Raw genomic sequence first — 22,315 nt, 5'->3', positions numbered from 1 at the left:
CTGTAAATATCAGACGCCAAAGCCTATTTCAGCCGGCATGCTCAATGATCGCTCCACGCCGCTCTCGCTGCTCGCCACCCGCCGCTCGGGCAAGCCCCGCGACCTGATCGCGCCCGGTCCCGATTCCTACCAGCTGGCGACGATCCTCGAGATCGCGGCGCGGACGCCCGATCACGGCAAGCTCGCGCCCTGGCGGTTCGTGGTGGTGGGCGAGGAGCATCGGGGGGAGCTGTCGACGCTGATCACCGACGCGTACCGCGCCGAGCGTCCCGAGGCATCGCGGCTGGAGCTCGAGTCGCTCGACCAGTTCGCGCGTCAGGCGCCGACCTTGGTGGTCGTGCTTTCGTCGCCCAAGGAGAGCAAGATCCCGGTGTGGGAACAGGAACTGTCGACGGGCGCGGCGTGCATGAATTTGCTTCACGCAGTGCACGCGGAAGGCTTTGCGGGTGGCTGGCTGACGGGGTGGTCGGCGTTCTCGGACGTGGTTCGCGACGCGTTCGGCTCGGCGTCGGAGAAGATCGCCGGCTTCATGTTCATCGGCACGCCTTCCCGTCCGCTCGACGAACGCCCCCGCCCCGATATGGCACGGCTGGTAAGTCATTGGGGATCCTGACGACTCGACTTGCTACTCAATTACTGTATTAAGCCACCATGACAGCGCTCAGCAGCGACGACAGCCCCGTATATATCCGCCTCCGCAGCACGATCGCCGCAGGCATCCTTCGCGGGGACTATCGCGCGGGCGATCAATTGCCGTCGGTTCGCGCGTTCGCGGCCGAGCAGGGGGCCAACCCGCTGACGGTCGCCAAGGCGTATCAGAGCTTTCAGGACGACGGTTATGTCGAGGTGCGGCGCGGTGTCGGCATGTTCGTGATGCCGGGCGCGGCGGAGGCGTTGCGGGTGGCCGAGCGCGAGAATTTCTTGACGACTCAGTGGCCCCGGATCCTCGGGCATATCGACCTGCTGGGGCTCGATGCGCATGATCTGCTGGAGCGCGAGCGGGCCTGAGCGCCTCTATTCAGATCGCCCACCGCCGTCCGCCCTGCCCCTCTTCCGTTCGTCCTGAGTAGTCATCGAGTAGCGGCGAAGCCGCGTATCGAGAGGACGTATCGCAGGACAGGTTGGCGCGCGGAACCCATGCTTCGATACGCTCCCGACGGAGCTACTCGGTCGCTACTCAGCACGAACGGAATTGGGGGGCAGGGTCAGCTCATACTTCAGAACAACCCCAGTGCAGCGACATCCTCGACGCTCAGGTCGATCCCGAACAACAGGCTCATGCGAATCCGGTACACGCGCGGGTCGGTGATCTCGCCGACCGTCGTGTCGGTCCCCGAGCGCCGGCGATAATTCCGCCCGATCAGCGACGCGAAGCCGTTCGGGAGGACGATGCTGGCGATCGCGGTATGGGTGAAGCGGCTGGCGGGTGCGGTCGAGGTCCAGTGGTTCGACATGGCGAGGTCCGCGTCGAACACTTGCGCGAGCGTGAAGCTGTATTGCGGCTGGAATCCTCCCGTCTCGCCGCGACCGTCGGTCGTCATTGGATCGCCGTCGCGGAGCAGCATCCAGCCTTGTTCGCCCCCGTCTTGCCGGGTGGCTTCGAGGCGGAAGCGTGCGCCGTCAGGGGCATTGGCTTCGGCGCCATCCGCCAGCGGCAGGACCGGCGTGTAGCTGCCGCCGAAACCGGTGTCGGCGATCCAGTCCTGTCCGTCGATCGTCACCAGCGCGAAGGTATGCGTCAGCGGCGGTACGTCGGTCGCGGCGATCCAGACGCGCGCGAGCAGCGGGCGGGCGGCGAATCCGAGTTCGTTCAGCGCGTCCAGGAACAGGCGGTTGTGCTGGAAACAATAGCCGCCGCGACGGGCGGTCACGAGCTTGGCGAAGACGGAGTCACTGTCGATTGCGATGCCGCGACCGAGAACGACGTCGAGGTCCTCGAAAGGGATGGCGAGCCGGTGCGCGTGTTGCAGGCGACCGAGCCCGATCGAGTCGAGCGTCGGCCGCGCAGGCATGGCGACACGGAGGAGGTAGGCGTCGAGATCGAACATCGGTCGTCAGGTTCCTTGGTTGGTGAACCCTCTTACCGTTCGTCCCGAGTAGCCGTCGAGTAGCGGCGACGCCGCGTATCGAGATGGCGTATCGAAGGACAGGTGCGCGGGGCCTGTACCTCGATACGAACCACGAACGGCAGAGGTTTAGGCGACAACTCCCCTTTCCCAGCTCAGGCCGCGAACAGCTCCGCTTCGATCGAATACAGCACCGCCGCGCTGGCGTTCGCCGCCGCATTCAGCCCCATCGCCTCGGGGACGATCTGATCGAGATAGAACCGCACCGCCGCAGTCTTCATCCGGCCGAAATCGTCAGTGCCGGCTAACCCGCCCTGCCGCTCCATCAGCCAGCCGCAGGTCGCAACCGACAGCATGGTGAGGAACGGGTAGCTCGCGGCGAGCTTGTCGTCGGCGTCCGCGGTAACGAGTTTACGCCCGATCGCTTCGCACGCGTCGACCAAGGCCAGCAGGCGCTCGTCCTTCGCTTCCGCGCGGATGTCGGCGATCAGCGCGGCGAACGCGCCGCCATTGTCGAGGCCGAGTTTCCGCCCGACGAGGTCTGCCGCCTGGATGCCGTTCGTGCCCTCGTAGATCGGCGTGATGCGGGCATCGCGGAAATACTGGGCGGCGCCGGTTTCCTCGACATAGCCCATGCCGCCGTGGACCTGGATGCCGAGCGAGGCGACTTCGTTGCCGAGATCGGTGCCGTGCGCCTTGGCGAGCGGCGTGACGAGTTCGAGGCGGTTGCGCGCGGCACGGTCGCCGAGGTTGGCGCGGTCGACTTGGCCCGCTGCGTAGTAGACGAGCGCGCGCGCCGCTTGGGTCTGCGCCTTCATCCGTATCAGCATGCGACGGACGTCGGGATGCTCGACGATCTTGACCGAGTCCTTGTTCGGCGAGCCTGCGCGCGCGGATTGCACGCGATCGAGCGCGTAGGCGACCGCGCCCTGCGTCGCGCCCTCGGCGACCTGAACGCCCTGGAGGCCGACGTTGAGACGTGCGTTGTTCATCATCGTGAACATCGCGCGGATGCCGCCCAATTCTGCGCCGATCAGCTCGCCGATGCAGTCGTCGTTGTCGCCGAAGCTCAGCACGCAGGTCGGGGAGGCGTGAAGCCCCATCTTGTGCTCGATCGAGACGACGCGGACGTCGTTGAAGTCGCCGGGCGTGCCGTCTTCCTGAAGGCGGTACTTGGGGACGAGGAACAGCGAGATGCCCTTCGTACCCGCCGGCGCGCCGGGGGTCCGTGCGAGGACGAGGTGGACGATGTTCGGTGCCATGTCATGGTCGCCGAACGAGATGTAGATCTTGGTGCCCTTGATCGACCACTTGCCGTCGCCGAGCGGGGTGGCGGTAGCACGCAATGCACCGACGTCGGAGCCGGCCTGCGGCTCGGTGAGGTTCATCGTGCCGGTCCATTCGCCGGTCGCGAGATGGGGGAGATACAGCGCCTGCTGCTCAGGGGACCCGTGATGCTGGAGCGCCTCGATCGCGCCGACGGTCAGCGTCGGGCAGAGCGCGAAGCCCATGTTGGCCGAGCCGAGCGTGTCGAGCACCGCGGTCTGGATCGCGAACGGCAGGCCCTGCCCGCCCCATTCCTCCTCGACGCCGATTCCGCCCCAGCCGCCCTCGACATAATCCTTGTACGCCTGCGCGAAACCGTCGGGCATGACCACGCCGTCCGGGGTCCACTTCGCGCCGACGGTGTCGCCGGTGCGGTTGAGCGGCGCCCATTCGCCCGAGGCCAACTGCCCCACGCCTTCGAGGACCGCATCGACGACGTCGTCGCTGGCGGCGGCATAGCGTTCGGTCGCGGCGATCTCGCCGATCCGCACGACATGGTCGAGCACGAAACGCTGTTCGGTGGTTGCTGGAGTGAAGGCCATCGCATCCTCTTATCGCTACGGTTTGGACCCGCTATAGGCCTCCGAAATGGTCCGTCCACACCCACAAATCCGCCGCTACGGAACGGCCGCGCTGGCGCAGGCCGCCGCGCTGATCCGCGCAGGGTGCATCGTCGCAGTGCCGACCGAGACGGTATACGGGCTGGCGGCGGACGCCACGAATGCGGAGGCGGTGGCGCGGATCTATGCGGCCAAGGGTCGGCCGAGTTTCAATCCGCTGATCGTGCATGTCGCGGATCTCGCGGCGGCGGAGCGGATCGCGGTGTTCGATGCGGATGCGTTGGCGCTTGCCGAGGCTTTCTGGCCGGGGCCTTTGACGTTGGTGCTTCCGGTAAGGGGGGATTCGGGGATCGCTTCGCTGGTGACGGCAGGGTTGGATACGATCGCGATCCGGGTGCCACGACATCGGGCTATGCAGGAGTTGATCGCGGCGTCGGGGCGGCCTTTGGCGGCGCCTTCGGCCAATGTGAGTGGGGGGATCAGTCCAACCAGCGCTGCTCATGTTGCGGGGAGTCTGGCGGGGAACGTGCCGTTGATCCTCGACGACGGGGCTACCGAGGCGGGGTTGGAGTCGACGATCGTGGCCGGGCGGACGGTGCTGCGGCCGGGGCCGGTTACTGCGGAGGCTATCCTGACGCACCTCCAGCACCTCCCCGGCGAAGGCCGGGGCCCAATTGGAACGTCGGATGTAACCGGGAACGGCCTGCGTCATGACCTTCCCCCAATTGGGCCCCGGCCTTCGCCGGGGGGGAGTGAGGATGTGGTCACTGCGCCGGGGCAGCTTGAGAGCCATTATGCGCCGAATAAAGCGCTTCGTTTGAATGCGACCGAGGCCGGGTCGGGTGAGTGGCTAATCGGGTTTGGCGAAGTGACGGGCAACGTAACCCTCTCCGCATCGGGAGACCTCGTCGAGGCCGCCGCCAAGCTCTTCGACCTGCTTCATGCTGCCGATGCGAACGACCGTCCGAAGATCGCTATCGCACCGATCCCGCTCGACGGTATCGGCGAAGCGGTCAACGATCGTCTTCGCCGTGCTGCGCATCGCTAACTACCTGTTCCCCCGCGGAGGCGGGGGTCCAGGAGACAGGTCGGACTACGGTATCTAGAAGGGCCCCCGCTTCCGCGGGAGAACAACTGAACTACCGTTACGCGTTCACTGCCGCTTTCGACCGTGCGGCGAAACTCTTCCGCAGCTTCTGCAGCTTGGGCGGGATCACCGCCATGCAATACGGGTTCGAGCGGCCCGACGTCTCCCAGTAATCCTGATGGTAGCCTTCGGCCTCGTACCACGTATCCATCGGCTCGATCGTCGTGACGATCGGCTTGGGCGAGTCGGCCTGCGCCCGCTCCAGCGCCGCCTGCATCTCGGCCTTCTGCGCATCGTCCGCCGGGAACATCGCCGAGCGGTACTGGGTCCCCACGTCGTTGCCCTGCCGGTTCAGCGTCGTCGCGTCGTGCGTCGCGAAGAAGATGTCGAGCAGGTCGCCGAGCTTCAGCTGCTCGGGATCGAAACCGATCCGGATCGCCTCGGCGTGGCCAGTGTCGCCGCCGCAGACCTGCTTGTAGGTCGGGTTGGGCACCTGCCCACCGATATAGCCGCTCTCGGCCGACTGCACGCCGATCACATCCTTGAATACAGCCTCGGTGCACCAGAAGCAGCCGCCGGCGAGCGTTACATAATCCGTCATCACGATCTCCTTTCTCCCAAGATAGGAAGTCGCTACCGCGCAACAAAGAGGAGACGCGCATGATCGATGGTAAGGTGATGGTGACGGGCGGGGCTGGGTATATCGGCAGCCACGCGGTGCTGGCGTTGCTAGACGCGGGATATGAGGTCGTCGTGCTCGACAATCTGGTCACCGGGTTCGACTGGGCGGTCGATCCGCGCGCCACGCTGGTCGAGGCGAACGTCGCCGACGATGCGAAGGTGCGCGCAGCGATCCGCGAGCACAACGTCAAGGCGATCATGCATTTCGCCGGCTCCGTCGTGGTCCCCGAATCGGTCAGCGATCCGCTCAAATATTACCGCAACAACACCGCCGCCAGCCGCGCGCTGATCGAGAGCGCGGTGGTCGAGGGCGTCCCCCACTTCATTTTCTCGTCGACCGCCGCAACCTATGGCACGCCCGAGAAGGTCCCCGTCGCGGAGGGCGATCCGACCGTGCCGATCAACCCCTACGGCATGTCGAAGCTGATGACCGAGGCGATGCTGCGCGACGTCGCCGCGGCGCATCCGATCAATTACGCGGCACTGCGGTATTTCAACGTCGCCGGTGCCGATCCGCAGGGCCGCAGCGGGCAGTCGACGATCGGCGCGACTCACCTGATCAAGATCGCGGTCGAGGCGGCCACCGGCAAGCGCGGCCATGTCGGCGTCTACGGCACCGATTTCGACACGCCCGACGGTACCGGCGTGCGCGACTATATCCACGTCACCGACCTCGCCGCCGCGCATGTCGCGGCGCTGGAAGTCCTGATCGCCGACCCTGCGCAGAACCACACGCTCAATGCGGGCTATGGCAAGGGGTTCTCGGTGTTCGACGTGCTCGATGCGGTCGACAAGATCACCAACCGGACGATCGAACGCCGTCTCGAAGGACGTCGGGCGGGCGATCCGGCGATGCTGATTTCCGACAACAGCGCGATCCTGGACCGGCTCGACTGGACGCCGCGCCATGCCGATCTCGACGGCATCGTCCGCGACGCGTTGGCGTGGGAGCGGGCACTGGCCGAGAAGGGTCGCTAGGAGGCCGGGTCCGCCGGCAGATCGGCGGGCGGGGTGCCGAACGCGTGGCGCTCGCCGCCGATCGCCCGCCGCGCGCGCGCGGTGGCGAGCCACCAGGCGAGCGCCCAGAGCGTGCCGAAGCTCCATCCGGCCAGCACGTCGCTCGGCCAGTGGACGCCGAGATATACGCGGCTGCACCCGATCGCGCCGACCAGCAGGATCGCGACGACCAGCAAGTACCGCCGCGCCGCGCGGTGTTCCGTCACCTGCGAGGCGAGACCGGCGAGCGTGAGATAGACGATCGCGCTGTTCGCCGAATGCCCGCTCGGGAAGCTCATGTTCGAGACGGTGACGAGGTGCTCGACGATGTCGGGCCGCGGGCGGTTGACCTGCGCCTTGACGAAATCGACGATCAGTCCCCCGGTGATGCTGGATGCGAGCATCGCCAGCGCGGTCAGCCATAGCCGCTGGACGACCAGCAGGCCCGTGACGACGACCACGACGATCGTCAACACAATGCCGCCACCTAGCGCGGTGACGTCGATCGCGACGTTCGGCAGCCAAGACGGCCCATGCCACGCGCGCAGGCCGAGGATGATCGCGCGGTCGAACGCGAACGGCCAATGATCTACCGCGAGACCGACCAGCAGGATGAAGATGATGCCGACCGCGGCGACCGATGCGCCCGCGAGAATCGCCGGGACATGCCTCCGCCTGCTCGGCGCATCGCCCGAGGCATCGATGGTGGGTCCGCCGGGGCTCGAACCCGGGACCTCTCGATTAAAAGTCGCTTGCTCTACCAACTGAGCTACGGACCCCCGCCATCGTGGACCGCGCACCTAATCGCGTGGCCGCTTTCGGTCAACCGATTGCGCCAATTGCCGGATCGTTCTGCCGGTTAGCGGATCGCGCCATGTCGGGACGAGCCCCGCGAGGGGGGCAAGGACGAACCCGCGTTCTCGAAACGCCGCGTGTGGTACGGTGAGGCCGGGTGACGACCATGCGCCGCCCGACCACAGGACGATGTCGAGGTCCAGCACGCGGCTGCCCCAGCGGCGTCCCGAGCGACGGCCGAACGCGCGTTCGATACTTTTCAGGCGGACGAGCAGCGTGGCGGGATCTTCAGCCGTCTCGATCAACGCGACGGCGTTGGCGTAGCGGCGGTTCGAGGGGCCCAGAGGAGCGCTCGCGACGGTCGGCGATCGGGCGACGACGTCGCCGAGTTCTTCCAACGCGGCGGCGATCTCGCGCTCTGGAGCACCGTGGCGTCCGCGTCGGTTGGAGCCGAGCCCGATCGCGTAAATGGTCGCGGCGGGCGCGATCGTCGGGAGCGGGGTTGCAGGCGACATTTGGTCCGCCTAGCGCAATCCCATGGATTCCACACCTTACAGCACCGAGCTTCCCGAGCACGCGATCGACTCGGCCGACGAACTCGCCGGCGACATCGACGTCACGACCGTCTTTGCGCCCGTCTCCGCACTGCCCGAGACCGAGCCGCCACACGACTGCCCGCTCTGCCCGCGGCTCGTCGCGGTGCGCGAGCAGTTGCGTACCGAGTTCCCGACATGGTGGAACGCACCGGTTCCTGCGTTCGGCGATCCGTCCGCTTGGCTCGGCATCATCGGCCTAGCGCCCGGCAAACACGGCGCGAACCGCACGGGCCGCGCGTTCACCGGCGATTATTCGGGGCAGTTCCTGTTCGAGACGCTGGGGCGGTTCGGGCTTGCGACCGGGACCTACGGTGCGAAGGCCGAGGACGGGCTGGCGCTCGACGGCGCGATCATCCTCAACGCGGTGAAGTGCCTGCCGCCCGAGAACAAGCCGACTCCGGAAGAAATCCGCACGTGCCGGCCGTTCCTGGAAACGCAGGCGGATGCGGTGCCAAGCGCGCGCGTGTTCGTGGCGCTGGGGCATATCGCGCACCAGTCGGCGGTGAAGATGCTCGGCGGACGCTTGCCCAAGGCGCGGTTCGCACACGGCGCGGAGCATGTGATGCCCGATGGCCGCATCCTGATCGATAGCTATCACTGCTCGCGGTACAACGTGAACACAGGTGTGCTGACGGCGGAGATGTTCGACGCGGTGTTCAAGCGCGCGCTGGAGTTGCGCGAGACGGTTTGACGCCAGAGGGCAATTCCTGCCGCGGTCGGTGCCTCTTCAGTCATGTAAGACGTACCTTCCCCGGCGAAGGCCGGGGTCCAGCTGGTAAGGCCGCGGTAACGGAGCGCAACGGCCAATTGGCGGCGTTTCCCAACTGGGCCCCGGCCTCCGCCGGGGAGGTGCTGAAGGGCGGGGCTCTGCATAGCTTGCAGCGATCGAACGCTACTCGATCACCCACGCCTCGCCAGCTTCGGGCGTGCGGAAGCGGGCTGCTGCGACGTGTTCTCGAGCGAGCGCCGCGCGGAGGTGCTCCGGGGGTTCGTTGATGCCTTCCGACGTCAGTTCGAACGTGCCCCAGTGGACACCGATCGCGTACGCCGCACCGAGTTGCCCGAACGCGGTCACGGCCTGATCCGGGCCGATATGATTGTCGGTCTCGTGGCCTGCAAAATGATAGGCACCGATCGGCAGGATCGCGAAGCGAACCGGTCCTGCCGCGCGCGCTTCGATCGCCCAGCGCATGTCGCCCGGGCCGGTGTCGCCCGCGAAATACAGATTGCCGCCTGGCAGCGTCACCGTGAAGCCGGCCCATAGCGTCCGGTCGCGGTCGCCGGGGTCGTATTCGCTCCAGTGATGCGCGCGGTCGACGATCACGTCGATTCCGGGGCGCAGCGTCACCCGGCCGCCCCAGTCGCGCGCGATCGCCCGGATACTGCTGCGCCGCAGGATCTGGTCGTTGCCGAGGCCGGTGACGATCAGCGGCCTGTCACGATGCCAGAGCACTCGCATCGCGCGCATGTCGAGATGGTCGCGATGATCGTGGCTGAGCAGGATCAGGTCGATCTTCGGCAGATCCTTCAGTCGCACGCCGGGTTCGCGGACGCGCTTCACGCCGAGGAACTGGACGGGCGACGCGCGCTCTACCCAGAGCGGGTCGGTGAGGATGTTGAGCCCCTGCGTCTGCACCAGCACGGTCGAATGGCCGATCCAGGTGACGCGCATCGTCCGCCCCTCGACGCGAGCCGGCGGACGCGAGGGCATGACGGGCACGTGCTGCGGCCATGTGCGATAGGGCGGCTTCACGAGATTGCGGAACAGCGCGACCGGACCCTGCTTCTGCTCGCCGACGCTGCCTTGCACGCCGTCCGGATTGAAGAAGCGCTGGCCGTCGAAATGATCGCTCGGCGCGACGCCCTTCATTGATGGCGTCGTGCATCCGGCAAGGAGCGTGAGAGCAAGCATGGGTGCGGAGCGGATCCGGGTCATAGGCGCTTAAAATTATGTCACCCGATCATCAGCGTCCAGTCACGCGCGAGGTGCCACGGTAGATCGCATGGACGACGATTACGAAGTGCGCGGGTTGCATGAGCAACTGGCCGAGGAGCGTGCAGAGAAGGGCTTCGCGCTGGATCAGCGGATCGCGTTGTTCACGGCCGTGCTGGCGACGCTGGCGGCGGTGACGAGCTTCCTTGGCGGGCATACGCAGAACGAGGCGTTGCTGCACAAGAACGAGGCGGTGCTCATCAAGGCGCAGGCGTCGGATGCGTGGGGCTATTACCAGGCGGAGGACCTGAAGCGGCATCTGGCGGAGATGGAGGTGGACCTTGCGCCGCCTGGGTTCAGTGCGACGCTACTGGCGACGCATCGGACGGATATCGCGCGGTACAAGGCTCGAGGGACGGCGTTGAAGACTCAGGCGCAGGTGCTCGATCGGCAGTCCGCGGCGGCGAATGCGGAGTCGGACGACGCGCTGCGGCCGCACACGATGCTGGCGCTGGCGGTGACCGCGTTGCAGGTGGCGATCGCGCTGGCCTCAATCACCGCGCTCACCGGGCGACGGTGGCTGTTGTGGGTGGCGGGGACGGCTGCGTTGGCGGGTGCGCTGCTGGCGGGGCTGGCCTGGTTCTGATCCTCACCCGCAAGGGAGATGGCGCCGAAGGTGACGGACGGGAGAACACGGAAGCTACATTACCGCCTCCTCTCCCTCCATCTGGCAAACGCCAGCCCCCTCCCCCTCGCGGAGGAGGATCAAGTCGTCAGATGTCCTGGACCAGCCGGCCGTACAAATCGGGGCGGCGATCGCGGAAGAAGCCGAACGCGGCGCGGTGGCGCTTGACGATGTCGAGGTCGATCGTCGCGGTGATCACGCCTTCGTCGTCGCGGCCGAGTTCGGCGAGGATGTCGCCGCGCTCGTCGGCGATGAAGCTGGTACCGTAGAAGGTCTGGCCGTGCTCGACGCCGACGCGGTTGGCGGCGACGATCGGCACGACGTTGCTGACCGCGTGACCGACCATCGCGCGACGCCACAGCCGTGCGGTATCGAGGCTGGTATCATGCGGCTCGCTGCCGATCGCGGTCGGGTAGAACAGCACTTCCGCGCCCATCAGCATCATCGCACGGGCGGTCTCGGGGTACCATTGGTCCCAGCAGACGCCGACGCCGAGCGTCGTACGCCCCGCCTCCGACGCATGTGGCCAGACCTTGAAACCGGTGTTGCCGGGGCGGAAGTAGAACTTCTCCTCGTAGCCGGGGCCGTCGGGGATGTGGCTCTTGCGGTAGACGCCCTGCACGTTGCCGTCGGGGCCGATCATTGCGAGGCTGTTGTAATGATGCGGGCCGTCCGCCTCGAAGAAGCTGGTTGGGATGGTGACCTTGAGCGCTTCGGCGAGCGCCTGCATCGCGAGCACCGCCTTGTGTTCGGTGACGGGGGCAGCGTTGGCGAAGAGCCCCTCGTCCTCGACACGGCAGAAATACTCGCCTTCGAACAGCTCGGGCGGCAGGATCACCTGCGCGCCCTTCGCGGCGGCCTCGTGGACGAGGCGCGACACGTTGGCGATGTTGCGGTCGATGTTGGACGTGAAGCCCAGCTGCAGCGCGGCGACGGTGATCTCGGTCATGGCGCTCACATAATGAGGCGAAGCGCGTTGTGCGAGCCTTCGCTTGCTGTTCCCCCGCGGAGGCGGGTGTCCAGGGTTGCGGGCGATAGTGTGTGTGATCCTGGGCCCCCGCCTTCGCGGGGGAACTGGAGCGGCGATTGACACTGCCCTGCCCTCTCCGACATGCGCCGGGGATGATCGATCACTCTCTCCCCGCAAGCTGGCAAGCGCTCGCGACCGAGTTCGAGGCGCCGTACATGCGCGCGCTCGACGCGTTCCTGAAGGCCGAGCGGGCGGCGGGGGCTCGGATCTTTCCGGAGGATGCGGATCGTTTTCGGGCGCTGGAACTGACGCCGTTGGATCAGGTGCGGGTCGTGATCCTGGGGCAGGACCCGTACCATGGCGCAGGGCAAGCGCATGGGCTGAGCTTCTCGGTACGCGAAGGCGTGCGGACGCCGCCGAGCCTGGTCAACATCTACAAGGAGCTGGAGGCCGATCTTAGCATCCCGCGCGCGTCTCACGGCATGTTGGATCATTGGGCGGCGCAGGGCGTGCTGTTGCTGAACGCGGTGCTGAGCGTGCGGATGGGCGAGGCTGCGTCGCACCAGAAGCGGGGGTGGGAGCAGTTTACCGACGCGGTCATCGCGGCGGTGAACGCGCAGGACAAACCGGTCGTGTTCCTGCTGTGGGGGGCGTATGCGCAGAAGAAGGCGGCGTTCGTCGACGACGTTCCGAAGGGCGGGCGGCATCTGGTGATCCAGTCGGCGCATCCGTCGCCGCTGGCGGCGCGGACCGGGTTCTTCGGATCGCGGCCGTTCAGCCGGGCCAATGCCTTTCTCGAAACCCATGGGCGCGCGCCGATCGACTGGGCGCTGCCGGAGACCGACCGATGAGCGACGAATATGTGTACGACGAAGCGACTGGCGAATGGGTTGCGGGTGGTTCGGCGACGGCTGTGCCAGCGGATGACGGCGCGGTCGAGGTGCGGGATTCGGTCGGCAATGTGCTGGCGGATGGCGATCAGGTGACGTTGATCAAGGACCTGACCGTCAAGGGCGCTGGGCAGACCTTGAAGCGCGGGACGGTGATCAAGTCGATCCGGCTGACCGGCGACGCGCAGGAGATCGACTGCCGCTACGAGGGGATCAAGGGGCTGGTGCTGCGCGCGGAGTTCGTCCGCAAGCGGTAATGCTTTCGCGTTTTTGACGCGCGGGGGCAGGGATTCCCCCCGCCCCCGCGCGACATCACTCCGCCGGCAGGTAGATTTCGCTGCCCTTTTCGCGGAATTTCTCACTCATGTCCGCCATGCCTTTCTCGGCGTCGGCGTGCGTGCCCTTGGCGAAGATCGCCCGGTTAGTGTCGGCTGAGTCGACGTCGGCCGCTAGAAATGTATCGGCTGGGTTGTTCTGCTTTGCCGCGAAGTCCCTCACCTCCTGCGTGATCTTCATCGAGCAGAATTTCGGGCCGCACATCGAACAGAAGTGCGCGGTCTTGGCGCCTTCTGCCGGCAACGTCTGGTCGTGGTATTGTTCGGCGGTGTCGGGGTCGAGGGAGAGGTTGAACTGGTCTCTCCAGCGGAATTCGAACCTTGCGCGGGACAGCGCGTCGTCGCGCATCTGGGCGGCGGGGTGGCCTTTGGCGAGGTCGGCCGCGTGGGCGGCTAGTTTGTAGGTTACTACGCCGATTTTCACGTCGTCGCGGTCGGGGAGGCCTAGATGCTCTTTCGGCGTGACGTAGCAGAGCATCGCGGTGCCGTACCAGCCGATCATCGCGGCGCCGATGCCGCTGGTGATGTGGTCGTAGCCTGGGGCTATGTCGGTGGTGAGCGGCCCTAGCGTGTAGAAGGGTGCTTCGCCACAGACTTCCAGTTGCTTGTCCATGTTCTCCTTGATCTTGTGCATCGGCACGTGGCCGGGGCCTTCGATCATGACCTGGACGTCGCTCTTCCACGCGCGGTGGGTGAGTTCGCCTAGCGTGTAGAGTTCGCTGAACTGCGCTTCGTCGTTGGCGTCGGCGATGCTGCCGGGGCGCAGGCCGTCGCCGAGGCTGTAGGCGATGTCGTACGCCTTCATGATCTCGGTGATCTCGTCGAAGCGCTCGTAGAGGAAGCTCTCCTTGTGGTGGCTGAGGCACCATTTCGCCATGATCGAGCCGCCGCGTGAGACGATGCCGGTGACGCGTTTCGCGGTCATGGGGATGTAGGCGAGGCGGACGCCGGCGTGGATCGTGAAGTAATCGACGCCCTGTTCGGCCTGCTCGATAAGCGTGTCGCGGAAGATCTCCCAGGTGAGGTCCTCGGCGACGCCGCCGACCTTTTCGAGCGCCTGGTAGATGGGGACGGTGCCGATCGGGACGGGCGAGTTGCGGAGGATCCATTCGCGGGTGTCGTGGATGTTGCGGCCGGTGCTGAGGTCCATCACCGTGTCCGCGCCCCAGCGGATCGACCAGACGAGCTTGTCGACTTCGGCGGCGACGTTGGAGGCGACTGCGGAGTTGCCGATGTTGGCGTTGATCTTGACGAGGAAGTTGCGGCCGATCGCCATCGGTTCGGATTCGGGGTGGTTGATGTTGTTGGGGATGATCGCGCGGCCGCGGGCGATCTCGTCGCGGACGAATTCGGGGGTTACGAAGTCGGGGATCTGCGCGCCGAAGGATTCGCCGTCTCGGGCGTAGTCTTTCAGCATGGCGCGGCCGAGGTTTTCTCGGGTGGCGACGTATTCCATTTCTGGGGTGATGATGCCTCGGCGGGCGTAGTGCATCTGGCTGACGTTGGCGCCGGCGCGCGCGCGGAGGGGGCGCTTGATGGTGGCGGGGAATTGGGGGACGCCGGAGTCTTTGTTGCCGCCCTGCGCTGCCGCTTGGGCGGTGCGGTCCGTGCCGAGCCGGCTGGCGGCAAGATAGCCGTTATCTTCGGGGCGGAGTTCTCGGGCTTCGTAGGATTCCACGTCACCTCGGGCTTCGATCCAGGCGCGGCGGAGTTGGGGGAGGCCGGCGTTGATGTCGATTGTCGCGCGGGGGTCGGTGTAGGGGCCGCTGGTGTCGTAGACGCGTAACGGGGGTTCGCTGCATGACGGGTCTAGGACGATTTCTCGCATGGCTACGCGGACGTCTGGGCTGGTCGGGACTGCGACGTGGATTTTGCGCGAGCCTCGGATCGGGCCGGTGGTTACGCCGATGTCTGCGGTCTTGGATTGCGTATCGACGGCCATGCGCTTGCTCCTACGGGTCTCGGAGCAAGGTTTACGGTTCTGTGGCGACCGCTCCCTCCCTCCGCCGGTATCAACCGGATCAGGTTCAGCGGGTCGAAGGCTCCTGCCTTCCTCTCAAGCGCGGATAAAGCGCTCCCCCGGGGTGGGGTGAGCATAGGGGCGTGGGGATGGGGTGCAATGGGAAAAGCGGGTTGGCGGTGCGGGGTGTGCGAGGCTCCGTGATCATTGCACGCTCGATAATGCTCCACACCGGCGAAGGCCGGGGCCCAATTGGGGGATGGCGATAACGACGCGATGTGCTTCGTTATATCCACCTCGCCAATTGGGCCCCGGCCTGCGCCGTGGTGGTGGTATCGGGGGTGGCGCGTTTTTATGGTGAGCGCACGTCTGCTGAAACGAGAAAGGCCGCTGCCCGGTTTGGGGCAACGGCCTTCCTTTTTCCGCGCGCCGTCAGTCGTAGCAAAGCTGCGCCTTGTGGCGTGCTTTGCTGCGCTGCCCGAGATTGGGCGAGTCCTGCACCTAGTTGGTGCAGGCCGCCCTTCGCCTCAGAACCTGAAGCTCACCGTACCACGGAGCGAATGCCAGCGCAGATACTCATCGCTGCGGCGGAAGGTGGTGCCGGTGGTGTTCGGCGCGATCAGGAACGGGTTGTTGGCGAGCAACACCGGGCTGCCGGCGAGCGCCGTACCAGCGGTGACGCGGACGCGGGCGTCGTTGTCCTGATACTGATGGTACATGTATTCCATGCCGATCGAGATGTGCTTGGTCAGCTTCTGCTCGATGCCGCCGCCGCCGAGGATGCCCCACTGGTTCTTCGAACCGGTGGCCGCAAAGGCGTTGGCGGTGTTGGTGGTGAAGAACAGATTGTCGATCTTGGCGTAGCCAGCACCGAACGTGCCGTAGAACAATGTGGTGTTGATCGCATAGCCGGCGCGGCCACGGACCGAGGCTTCCCAGTCGACCTTGCGCGACATGGTGTAGCTGGCGGGCGTGGTCGAGAAGCCCGAGACGCTGTCGGTGATCTCGGTCTTGCCGAATTCGCCGACGACGCCGACGACGATGTTGCCGCGCTGTGCGTCGAAACCGGCGCGACCGTAATAGGCCCAGCCGTCGTCGTCGTTGCGGCAACCATAGGCCGCGGCGCCGGTGCGTGCGGAGCCGTTGCAGAAGCCCGGCGAGAAGGCGTTGGCGCCGGTGATGGTGTTGACGTTCTCGTTGAAATTGCCATCGCCATTGCGGTCAAACAGGATCGACGAGCCGACATCGTTCTTCTGCACGTCATACCCGCCGGCCGCGCCGACATAGACGCCCGAGAACGGGCGGTCTGCAGTGGTTTCCTGCGATAGCATCTGGGCCTGGGCCGGAACGGCGAAAAGGCCCGCGACCGTAAGGCCGGCGAGCGTGGTGAGCTTCGTAAGGTGCTTCATGTCATTCCCCAAACTTGGGCCGCGGCGCTCCCGATGTTCGCCGCGACCCGAGATTTCTGTTTCAATCGGTGATGGCGATCACGGATTGGCGGCGCTGGTCTTGATGTTGCCGTTGACGCCGGCCGGGAAGAACCCGCCCATCGCGACGGCGGCCTTGTTGAGATAGACGATGTTGAGCACCTGGCCGGTCGAGCGGCTGTAGGCGAGCCCGTTGGCATCGGTCGGCACGATGTTCGACATGGTGGCGTCGGTGCCGGTGATGCCCTGATCGTCGTCGCCGATAACGCCGGTCGCGGCGTTGGTAACGGTGCCGTCGAGGCTATCGCGCGCGTCGCTGATCTGGCCGGCGGCAGTACGCAGCGTCGGCACGGTCAGGCCCTTGCGGTACAGGATCGTGCGGATCAGGCCCGCATGATAGGCCTCGGCCGCGAGGATGCCGGCAGCCGCCTCGAGATACGTCTTGTTGGCGATCAGCGGTGCGGCGCCCTTATAGGCCGAAACGCCGACGTCCTCGAAGATATACGCGCCGAGCAGGAAGCTGTTGTCGTCCGCGTACGGGTTGAAGATCCCGGTTGCGCCGACGACGCCGGCAGCGCGTGCCGCAGCGGTGAAGGCACCCGGTGCGGCTGCCGTGCCGGCCGAGATATCGATCGCAGGTTGTGCGACGGCAGCAGTGCCGAGCGCGGTGCGAAGGAACGCGACGTGTGCGACTTCGTCAATCGCGATTTCGCGGGCGTATTCACGGACGACAGTGTCGGTGAAGGGAACCTGCGCGCCGCCCGTGACGGACCCTTGCGTACCGGTACCGGTCAGCAGGCTGGCGTTCAGGCCGACGCCGAACGCTGCGAACGCGTAGAACTGCGCTTCGAGATATTCGAGGTTGAGGGCGAAGTTCAGGACGTCCGCGTCATTGAGCGCAGCGGCCGGGGTCGGCGTAGGCGTCGGTGCAGGCGCGAGGTCCTGATCGTCGCTGCCGCAGGCGGCGAGCAGCGATGCACCACCAACGGCTAGGGCGCTGCCACCGGCGAAGCGGAGGAAGTTGCGGCGTTCGTTGCGACGGCTGGCGATCGCGTCGAATATTTCGAGCTTGGTATTGAGATCGGTCATTGGGTTAATCCCCTAAATATCGAAGAAGGCGCGCGGTCAGACTGATGCGATCAGACTGCTGCGGTGCTCGTCTTGACGTTGCCGTTCATGCCAGCCGGGAAGAACCCGCCTGCCGATGCTGCGCCCTTGTTGAGGTACACGATGTTGAGCACCTGGCTCGTCGAACGGCTGAAGGCGACGCCGTTGGCGTCCAGCGGGACGATGTTCGATGCGGTGACCGCAGCCTGCGTTGTCGACAGATTGATCGGCGTCTGCGTGACCGGCGAGATACCCTGATCGAGATCGGTCGAGCCATCGAGGCTGTCGCGTGCGTTCGAGATTGCATCGGCCGACGTGCGCAGCGACGGCGTCGCGATACCCTTGCCGTATAGCGTCGTGCGGACGATCGCGGCGTGATACGCCTCGACCGCGAGCAGGCCGGCTGCGGCCTCCAGATACGCCTTGCTGGTCAGCAGCGGGGCAGCACCCTTGTAGGCGGTGACACCGACGTCCTCAAAGATGAACGCGCCGAGCAGGAAGTTCTCGTCGTTCGCATAGACGTCGAACGAGGCGCCGGCGCCGATCAGGCCGGCAGCGCGTGCTGCGTTCGAGAAGGCGCTGGTGGCGGTGACGCTGACGTCGATCGCCGGCTGTGATACTGCCGACGCGCCGAGGGCGGTGCGCAGGAAATTGACGTGCGCGATCTCGTCGGCGGCGATTTCCTTGGCATATTGCGCGACGATCGGGTCGGTGAACGCGACCTGGCGACCGCCTAGGACGGCGCCCTGTGTGCCGGTGCCGGTGAGCATCGAGTTGGGGAGACCGTTGCCGGTTGCGGCGTAGGAATAGAACTGCGCTTCGAGATATTCGAGGTTGAGCGCGAAGTTCAGAACGTCCGCATCGGTGACGGACTGTGCCGAGGCCGACGTGGAAAAGGACAATGCGGTCGCACCGGCTGCGGTCATCGCAGCGGCGCCAAGCGCGTTCTTGAAGAAATCACGCCGGTCGTTGCGTCGCTCTACGCGGGCATCGAGGGCTTCGATAAGGTGCACGCTCTCGGTCATATCAGGGTCCTCCCCTTGCTGTTGCGGACGTCGAAATTCACTGCGGCGATGACGCAACATCCCAGAATCCGACCGGTCCCGTTTACCGGAACTCATTCGTAACCCGCTCTGTTACGGACATAAAAAAAGCCGTCCGGGTCGAGTAACGACTGCGGACGGCTTTTGGATGCAGGGTTCAAGACCCGTGCGAAAATATTTTTCGGTTAGAAGGTGTAGGTGAGGCCTGCGGCCCCCATCCACTGGTCCGCCGAGCCGACATCGGCGACGATCGGGCTGTCCTTGTACTTGCCGAGCATGCGACCGTAGAGCACGCCCGCGCCAATGCCGAAGCCGTGGCGCAGATCGCCCGACAGGCTCTGCAGAACGAAGAACGACGCGTTGACGCGACGGAAGCCGCTGTCGTCGATGTCATAGGTGCGCAGGCCGCTGGCGAGCGTGCCGATCGGCGTCACCGACGAATAGGTGCGGCCATAGCCCTTGCCTACATAGTCCGCCGCGACGCCGAGCGAAACGAGCGTGCGGACCGAAAGCGGCGTGGTGTAGTTGACCTGCGGCGTGATGACGTAGCTGTCATACGTGCCCGACACGTCGTGGACATAGGCGACGCGTGCCGTGAGCGTGTCGTAGTCGCTGGTGATGACGCCGGTCTTGCCGATGCCGACATAGCCGCCGACTTCGTAGGCGGTGTCGATCTTGCCGAGCGCACGAACCTGACGATTGTCGACCTTGCCGGTGCGATCGGTGCGAACCGCGCCGATGACGCCCAATTCGTAGTTGATGCCCACATTGCCCGTGTTCGGGATCAGATTGACGTAGAGCTGCGTACCGCGCGTGAAGAAATCATGCCCGCGGACCGTGCCGATCACGGCGCCGGCTGGCGTGAAGCTGTTGCTGTCGGCACCCTCGTAATCGGGTAGCGACGCGACGCCGACGGCAACCGTGATGCGGTTATTGTCCGCCGGGTTGGTGATCGGCGGCGACGGGTTCGGGTCGGTCTGAGCGAGCGCCGGGGTGGCGACGGCGACCGCCGCGGTTGCGGCAGTCAGTATGAGAGAGAATGCGCGCAAGGAAATGCTCCGGAGAAAAGGTTCCATCGCGGAACGCCGTAAGAGTGGTTTCGGTCCGTAACGATTCGTCAGAAGATGTAACGCATCTTCACCTGTTGCATTTCGGCATCACCCGCCAGCACGAACCGGGCGGCGGCAAACCGCGGCGGACCGAACCGGACGGCGGCGTCGCGCGAGAAGCCATAGCCCTCGCGCGGGATGCCGGCGAAGGTGTCGAGCTTGGCGTTGCTGTTCTCGTCGTGGATCACGGCGAGCGCATAGCCGCGCTGCGGAAGGCCGGGGAAACTGGTGGTATGGACGCTGGCCGGGATCGAGCGGGTGAGCGCGTCGGCATCGTCGACACAGGCAGGAAAGTTCTTAGGATCGGCGGTAAGGCAGATCCGGATCAGGCCCTTTGCCGAGCGGAGATTGTCGACGTGGACGTCAAGCCGCGTGACCGGTGCCGCCGCTGCCAGTGTCGCCCAGGCCATTGCCGCGCCCACCGCCACGCGCGACAGCTTTCGCATGCGCCCTGGCATGCGATTTCGCGAAGTCGCCGAGCCCCCGGTCGGTGCCGCAGAGCCGATCCCAGACTCGGAAATATAGCCCATAATTGCATCCGTATTGTTCATGATGACGCTGATGGTGGCTGGCCGTTATCAGCCATCCCCCCAATGCTCCCCGCCACATGAACCGTGGGAAGATCTCCCATCCCATGTGATTGGTCACACCCATAACCGTCATGATCGTCAGGACCAAACCCAAGGCGGCGACGTTGATCGGAATTAAGAACACCAGTAGCGGAATTATCACAGCGCCGGTGATCGCCTCGATCGGGTGGAACGCCATCGCCGCCCATGCGGTCGGCGGGCGACTGGCGTGATGGACCGCGTGTGCCAGCTTGAACGGCGCCGGCCGGTGCATCCAGCGATGCGTCCAGTAGAACCAGGTATCGTGCGCGAACAGGAACAGCAGCGCCGAGACGGGCAGATACCAGAGCGGGTAGGCGTGGACGTCGGTATAGACCTTGGTCCAGCCACGATTCTGCCAGCCCCAGGCGACGATCCCCGCTGGCACGCCGTAGATCGCGGCCGAGGCGATGCTCCACAGGATCTCGCGCCGCATCTGCGTATCGAGACCGCGGTAAAGACCTGGGTGACGGGCCCGGGTGGCGGCCGCGAATGCGCCCGAGACGATCAGATACCGAACACCGACGATCGCGGTCATCGCCGCGGCGGAGAGGAGGATGGCGAGCCACATGACGCTCTTATAGGCGAGTTCGTCCTCCCGGGTAATGGGTGGCTTCGTTCGCGTGGTGGCGGTAGCCTGAGCCATGGCGCGAGCGGCAAAATTGAAGGTGTATCGGACCGCTGCGGGTTTCCACGACGCCTATGTTGCGGCGCCGAGCCAGAAGGCGGCGCTGGCGGCCTGGGGTAGCGATCACGACCTGTTCGCGCGGGGGATCGCCGAACTGGTGACGGATCCGGCCCTGTCCGCGGAGCCACTCGCGTCGCCGGGCGTGGTCATCAAGCGATCTCGCGGGACGTCGGCGGAACAGATCGCGGCGTTGCCGGCGCGGGCGGTGCGATCGGTCAAGGCGCAGGCGGAGGGCGAGACAGATCCTGCACCGAAACCCAAGGTTGAGTCCAAATCCAAGCCCAAGCCCCAGCCCCAGCCCAAGCCCAAGCCGAGCCAAACTGGCCGCAGCCGAGGCATTACTCGAAACGCAGGAAGCAGCGTACCGGAACAAGCTGCGCGCCTTGGCCGAGCGCGAGGCGGCCTTGGCGCGCGAACGGCGCGATCTCGAACACGCGCGCGACGCGGACCTGACGGCGGCGCGAGATAGCGTCGAGGACGAGAAGACTCGCTACGACGCGGCGATCGAGGACTGGAAGGTCTGAGAGTTTCGCCCGCGAAATGCTTGAGACGATGCGAAAGTCCCAGCGAAAAAGCCACTATGCAACGGCAGGATTCACTGTAGCTTCGGTCATCAGAGCAGGATGACCTGCCGGATTCGGAGAGAGATGCATGGCAAATCGCAGCGACATCGCGAGCAAGGACCATAAGGGCCTGATCTATACCATCACCGGCGGAGTCCTGGCGGCCGGCGTCTTGATGATGGCATTCTATGGCCATCACGGCGATCCGGTTGCCCCGACCGCACATCCTGCGATCGTCACCGCGCAGAAGTAACGCCGGCGCTCAACGAGCGTCGCGACCGAAAATCAGGATCGGGGCTTCGCGGTAGCGGCCTTCGGTCTGCAACTGGTAGCCGAGGCGGTCGGCGAGCTTGATCGAGGGGGCGTTGGCGCGGTCTATGATGCACGCCGTCCGCGGGATGCGCGCATCGGCCCAGGCGAAGATCGCGGCGAGCGCTTCGGAGGCATAGCCCTGGCCGTGCGCGTCGCCCGTGAGCGTCCAGCCGACTTCGGGAGTGGCGTCGATCGACGGCTGGATTGCGCGACGGGCTTCGATCAGGCCGAGTTCGCCGATCAGCTTGCCGGTCGCGGTTTCGCGCGCGATCCAGCTGCCGTAGCCGAACAAGGTCCATTGGCCGACCGAGCGGAGCAGGCGGATCCAGACGTCCTCGCGGGAGCGGGGCTGGCCGCCGATCATCGTATAGACGCGCGGGTCGGTCCACATTGTCGCACAGTCTTCGAGGTCGGGCGCGGCATGGCCAGTCAGGGTCAGACGAGAGGTGGTGAGCGTGGGGACGGACATTGGCCCAAGCTAGCGACTTTGCCTCGGGCCGTCCTCACCCTTCCCACCACGAAGCCGTCGCGGGCGCCTTCCCTGGTCCATTGAAAGAGGGAGAGACTCCGTGAGGCGG

At 65.7% G+C, this 22,315-nt stretch carries 25 protein-coding genes, 1 tRNA gene and 1 riboswitch; of the genes, 10 read left to right on the top strand and 16 right to left on the bottom strand.

Annotation, left to right across the window (positions count from 1 at the left end):
• The first annotated feature begins 37 nt into the window (after nt 1-37).
• The gene (locus SJY41_RS16420; protein WP_380783287.1) at nt 38-613 is read left to right on the top strand and encodes a nitroreductase; all 576 of its coding nucleotides are present in this window, start codon (nt 38-40) and stop codon (nt 611-613) included.
• Between the two features lie 38 nt (nt 614-651).
• Nucleotides 652-1,008 carry a GntR family transcriptional regulator gene (locus tag SJY41_RS16415; protein WP_380783285.1) on the top strand — a complete coding sequence of 119 codons (357 nt, stop codon included), beginning with the start codon at nt 652-654 and terminating at the stop codon, nt 1,006-1,008.
• Between the two features lie 209 nt (nt 1,009-1,217).
• Here the strand turns inward: SJY41_RS16415 and SJY41_RS16410 are convergent, their stop codons facing one another.
• Nucleotides 1,218-2,048 carry an arylamine N-acetyltransferase gene (locus tag SJY41_RS16410; RefSeq protein WP_380783284.1) on the bottom strand — a complete coding sequence of 277 codons (831 nt, stop codon included), beginning with the start codon at nt 2,046-2,048 and terminating at the stop codon, nt 1,218-1,220.
• 173 nt (nt 2,049-2,221) lie between these two features.
• The gene (locus tag SJY41_RS16405; RefSeq protein ID WP_380783282.1) at nt 2,222-3,934 is read right to left on the bottom strand and encodes an acyl-CoA dehydrogenase; all 1,713 of its coding nucleotides are present in this window, start codon (nt 3,932-3,934) and stop codon (nt 2,222-2,224) included.
• Nucleotides 3,935-3,980: 46 nt separating this feature from the next.
• Between SJY41_RS16405 and SJY41_RS16400 the strand changes: the two genes are divergently transcribed.
• Nucleotides 3,981-5,000, top strand: a complete 1,020-nt coding sequence (locus tag SJY41_RS16400) for an L-threonylcarbamoyladenylate synthase (protein ID WP_380783281.1) — start codon at nt 3,981-3,983, stop codon at nt 4,998-5,000.
• Nucleotides 5,001-5,097: 97 nt separating this feature from the next.
• On the opposite strand, the gene msrA is transcribed toward SJY41_RS16400, so the two are convergent.
• A complete protein-coding gene (gene msrA, locus SJY41_RS16395; RefSeq protein WP_380783280.1) occupies nt 5,098-5,640 on the bottom strand; it encodes a peptide-methionine (S)-S-oxide reductase MsrA in 543 nt (180 codons plus the stop codon).
• A gap of 59 nt (nt 5,641-5,699) precedes the next feature.
• Here msrA and galE point away from each other — a divergent pair, with 59 nt between their 5' ends.
• Nucleotides 5,700-6,698: a UDP-glucose 4-epimerase GalE gene (galE, locus tag SJY41_RS16390; RefSeq protein ID WP_380783279.1), complete on the top strand. Its 999-nt coding sequence runs from the start codon at nt 5,700-5,702 to the stop codon at nt 6,696-6,698.
• Here the strand turns inward: galE and SJY41_RS16385 are convergent.
• The 3 genes from SJY41_RS16385 to folK form a co-directional block, all read right to left on the bottom strand.
• Nucleotides 6,695-7,192 (bottom strand): phosphatase PAP2 family protein, encoded by a 498-nt coding sequence (locus SJY41_RS16385; RefSeq protein WP_380783278.1) that lies wholly within the window; start codon nt 7,190-7,192, stop codon nt 6,695-6,697. The two genes, galE and SJY41_RS16385, sit on opposite strands and share 4 nt — an antisense overlap.
• A gap of 227 nt (nt 7,193-7,419) precedes the next feature.
• A tRNA-Lys gene (locus SJY41_RS16380) sits at nt 7,420-7,495 on the bottom strand.
• Nucleotides 7,496-7,516: 21 nt separating this feature from the next.
• Complete coding sequence (gene folK, locus SJY41_RS16375) at nt 7,517-8,026, bottom strand: 2-amino-4-hydroxy-6-hydroxymethyldihydropteridine diphosphokinase (protein WP_380783277.1); 510 nt, start codon at nt 8,024-8,026, stop codon at nt 7,517-7,519.
• Between the two features lie 22 nt (nt 8,027-8,048).
• Between folK and SJY41_RS16370 the strand changes: the two genes are divergently transcribed.
• Entirely contained in the window at nt 8,049-8,798 is a 750-nt protein-coding gene (locus tag SJY41_RS16370) for a uracil-DNA glycosylase (protein ID WP_380783276.1), read from the top strand.
• A 201-nt stretch (nt 8,799-8,999) separates the two neighbouring features.
• Here SJY41_RS16370 and SJY41_RS16365 read toward each other — a convergent pair whose 3' ends face one another.
• On the bottom strand, nt 9,000-9,977 hold the full coding sequence (locus SJY41_RS16365; RefSeq protein ID WP_380783275.1) for an MBL fold metallo-hydrolase: 978 nt from the start codon (nt 9,975-9,977) through the stop codon (nt 9,000-9,002).
• A gap of 133 nt (nt 9,978-10,110) precedes the next feature.
• On the opposite strand from SJY41_RS16365, the gene SJY41_RS16360 reads away from it, so the two are divergent.
• Complete coding sequence (locus tag SJY41_RS16360) at nt 10,111-10,686, top strand: DUF4337 domain-containing protein (RefSeq protein WP_380783274.1); 576 nt, start codon at nt 10,111-10,113, stop codon at nt 10,684-10,686.
• Between the two features lie 127 nt (nt 10,687-10,813).
• Here the strand turns inward: SJY41_RS16360 and aguB are convergent, their stop codons facing one another.
• Nucleotides 10,814-11,674, bottom strand: coding sequence for an N-carbamoylputrescine amidase (gene aguB, locus SJY41_RS16355; RefSeq protein WP_380783273.1), 861 nt, complete (start codon nt 11,672-11,674; stop codon nt 10,814-10,816).
• Nucleotides 11,675-11,847: 173 nt separating this feature from the next.
• Between aguB and ung the strand changes: the two genes are divergently transcribed.
• Nucleotides 11,848-12,546, top strand: a complete 699-nt coding sequence (ung, locus tag SJY41_RS16350) for a uracil-DNA glycosylase (protein ID WP_380783272.1) — start codon at nt 11,848-11,850, stop codon at nt 12,544-12,546.
• Entirely contained in the window at nt 12,543-12,842 is a 300-nt protein-coding gene (locus SJY41_RS16345; protein ID WP_380783271.1) for an alkylphosphonate utilization protein, read from the top strand. The genes ung and SJY41_RS16345 overlap by 4 nt, the downstream gene beginning before the upstream one ends.
• Before the next feature lie 55 nt (nt 12,843-12,897).
• Here SJY41_RS16345 and thiC read toward each other — a convergent pair whose 3' ends face one another.
• The 7 genes from thiC to SJY41_RS16310 all read right to left on the bottom strand — a co-directional run bounded on the left by thiC (nt 12,898) and on the right by SJY41_RS16310 (nt 20,745).
• On the bottom strand, nt 12,898-14,862 hold the full coding sequence (thiC, locus tag SJY41_RS16340; RefSeq protein ID WP_380783270.1) for a phosphomethylpyrimidine synthase ThiC: 1,965 nt from the start codon (nt 14,860-14,862) through the stop codon (nt 12,898-12,900).
• A 39-nt stretch (nt 14,863-14,901) separates the two neighbouring features.
• Nucleotides 14,902-15,012, bottom strand: a riboswitch (TPP riboswitch).
• Between the two features lie 395 nt (nt 15,013-15,407).
• Nucleotides 15,408-16,289, bottom strand: a complete 882-nt coding sequence (locus SJY41_RS16335) for an outer membrane protein (protein WP_380783269.1) — start codon at nt 16,287-16,289, stop codon at nt 15,408-15,410.
• Between the two features lie 78 nt (nt 16,290-16,367).
• A complete protein-coding gene (locus tag SJY41_RS16330; RefSeq protein WP_380783268.1) occupies nt 16,368-17,396 on the bottom strand; it encodes a ferritin-like domain-containing protein in 1,029 nt (342 codons plus the stop codon).
• 50 nt (nt 17,397-17,446) lie between these two features.
• Complete coding sequence (locus tag SJY41_RS16325) at nt 17,447-18,439, bottom strand: ferritin-like domain-containing protein (RefSeq protein ID WP_380783267.1); 993 nt, start codon at nt 18,437-18,439, stop codon at nt 17,447-17,449.
• A gap of 203 nt (nt 18,440-18,642) precedes the next feature.
• On the bottom strand, nt 18,643-19,506 hold the full coding sequence (locus SJY41_RS16320; RefSeq protein WP_380783266.1) for a MipA/OmpV family protein: 864 nt from the start codon (nt 19,504-19,506) through the stop codon (nt 18,643-18,645).
• 68 nt (nt 19,507-19,574) lie between these two features.
• Nucleotides 19,575-19,976, bottom strand: a complete 402-nt coding sequence (locus SJY41_RS16315; RefSeq protein ID WP_380783265.1) for a DUF2141 domain-containing protein — start codon at nt 19,974-19,976, stop codon at nt 19,575-19,577.
• Nucleotides 19,930-20,745: a sterol desaturase family protein gene (locus tag SJY41_RS16310; protein WP_380784170.1), complete on the bottom strand. Its 816-nt coding sequence runs from the start codon at nt 20,743-20,745 to the stop codon at nt 19,930-19,932. Before SJY41_RS16310 ends, SJY41_RS16315 begins: the two co-directional genes overlap by 47 nt.
• A 500-nt stretch (nt 20,746-21,245) precedes the next feature.
• Between SJY41_RS16310 and SJY41_RS16305 the strand changes: the two genes are divergently transcribed.
• Together SJY41_RS16305 and SJY41_RS16300 are read left to right on the top strand one after the other, a co-directional pair.
• Entirely contained in the window at nt 21,246-21,386 is a 141-nt protein-coding gene (locus SJY41_RS16305; protein WP_380783264.1) for a hypothetical protein, read from the top strand.
• A 127-nt stretch (nt 21,387-21,513) separates the two neighbouring features.
• Nucleotides 21,514-21,678: a hypothetical protein gene (locus SJY41_RS16300; protein ID WP_380783263.1), complete on the top strand. Its 165-nt coding sequence runs from the start codon at nt 21,514-21,516 to the stop codon at nt 21,676-21,678.
• A gap of 9 nt (nt 21,679-21,687) precedes the next feature.
• Here SJY41_RS16300 and SJY41_RS16295 read toward each other — a convergent pair whose 3' ends face one another.
• Nucleotides 21,688-22,206: a GNAT family N-acetyltransferase gene (locus SJY41_RS16295; protein WP_380783262.1), complete on the bottom strand. Its 519-nt coding sequence runs from the start codon at nt 22,204-22,206 to the stop codon at nt 21,688-21,690.
• Nucleotides 22,207-22,315: the final 109 nt, after the last annotated feature.

The organism is Sphingomonas sp. R86520, from assembly GCF_042466285.1.
In the GTDB taxonomy this organism is placed as follows: Bacteria; Pseudomonadota; Alphaproteobacteria; order Sphingomonadales; family Sphingomonadaceae; genus Sphingomonas.
This window is presented reverse-complemented; position numbering and strand designations above follow the sequence as displayed.

Bases quoted from the DNA above. Each gene is read 5' to 3' on its own strand.
- SJY41_RS16420 (WP_380783287.1), top strand. From the start codon at position 38: ATGCTCAATGATCGCTCCACGCCGCTCTCGCTGCTCGCCACCCGCCGC.
- SJY41_RS16415 (WP_380783285.1), top strand. From the start codon at position 652: ATGACAGCGCTCAGCAGCGACGACAGCCCCGTATATATCCGCCTCCGC.
- SJY41_RS16410 (WP_380783284.1), bottom strand. From the start codon at position 2,048: ATGTTCGATCTCGACGCCTACCTCCTCCGTGTCGCCATGCCTGCGCGG.
- SJY41_RS16405 (WP_380783282.1), bottom strand. From the start codon at position 3,934: ATGGCCTTCACTCCAGCAACCACCGAACAGCGTTTCGTGCTCGACCAT.
- SJY41_RS16400 (WP_380783281.1), top strand. From the start codon at position 3,981: ATGGTCCGTCCACACCCACAAATCCGCCGCTACGGAACGGCCGCGCTG.
- msrA (WP_380783280.1), bottom strand. From the start codon at position 5,640: ATGACGGATTATGTAACGCTCGCCGGCGGCTGCTTCTGGTGCACCGAG.
- galE (WP_380783279.1), top strand. From the start codon at position 5,700: ATGATCGATGGTAAGGTGATGGTGACGGGCGGGGCTGGGTATATCGGC.
- folK (WP_380783277.1), bottom strand. From the start codon at position 8,026: ATGTCGCCTGCAACCCCGCTCCCGACGATCGCGCCCGCCGCGACCATT.
- SJY41_RS16370 (WP_380783276.1), top strand. From the start codon at position 8,049: ATGGATTCCACACCTTACAGCACCGAGCTTCCCGAGCACGCGATCGAC.
- SJY41_RS16365 (WP_380783275.1), bottom strand. From the start codon at position 9,977: ATGAAGGGCGTCGCGCCGAGCGATCATTTCGACGGCCAGCGCTTCTTC.
- SJY41_RS16360 (WP_380783274.1), top strand. From the start codon at position 10,111: ATGGACGACGATTACGAAGTGCGCGGGTTGCATGAGCAACTGGCCGAG.
- aguB (WP_380783273.1), bottom strand. From the start codon at position 11,674: ATGACCGAGATCACCGTCGCCGCGCTGCAGCTGGGCTTCACGTCCAAC.
- ung (WP_380783272.1), top strand. From the start codon at position 11,848: ATGATCGATCACTCTCTCCCCGCAAGCTGGCAAGCGCTCGCGACCGAG.
- SJY41_RS16345 (WP_380783271.1), top strand. From the start codon at position 12,543: ATGAGCGACGAATATGTGTACGACGAAGCGACTGGCGAATGGGTTGCG.
- thiC (WP_380783270.1), bottom strand. From the start codon at position 14,862: ATGGCCGTCGATACGCAATCCAAGACCGCAGACATCGGCGTAACCACC.
- SJY41_RS16335 (WP_380783269.1), bottom strand. From the start codon at position 16,289: ATGAAGCACCTTACGAAGCTCACCACGCTCGCCGGCCTTACGGTCGCG.
- SJY41_RS16330 (WP_380783268.1), bottom strand. From the start codon at position 17,396: ATGACCGATCTCAATACCAAGCTCGAAATATTCGACGCGATCGCCAGC.
- SJY41_RS16325 (WP_380783267.1), bottom strand. From the start codon at position 18,439: ATGACCGAGAGCGTGCACCTTATCGAAGCCCTCGATGCCCGCGTAGAG.
- SJY41_RS16315 (WP_380783265.1), bottom strand. From the start codon at position 19,976: ATGGCCTGGGCGACACTGGCAGCGGCGGCACCGGTCACGCGGCTTGAC.
- SJY41_RS16310 (WP_380784170.1), bottom strand. From the start codon at position 20,745: ATGTGGCTCGCCATCCTCCTCTCCGCCGCGGCGATGACCGCGATCGTC.
- SJY41_RS16300 (WP_380783263.1), top strand. From the start codon at position 21,514: ATGGCAAATCGCAGCGACATCGCGAGCAAGGACCATAAGGGCCTGATC.
- SJY41_RS16295 (WP_380783262.1), bottom strand. From the start codon at position 22,206: ATGTCCGTCCCCACGCTCACCACCTCTCGTCTGACCCTGACTGGCCAT.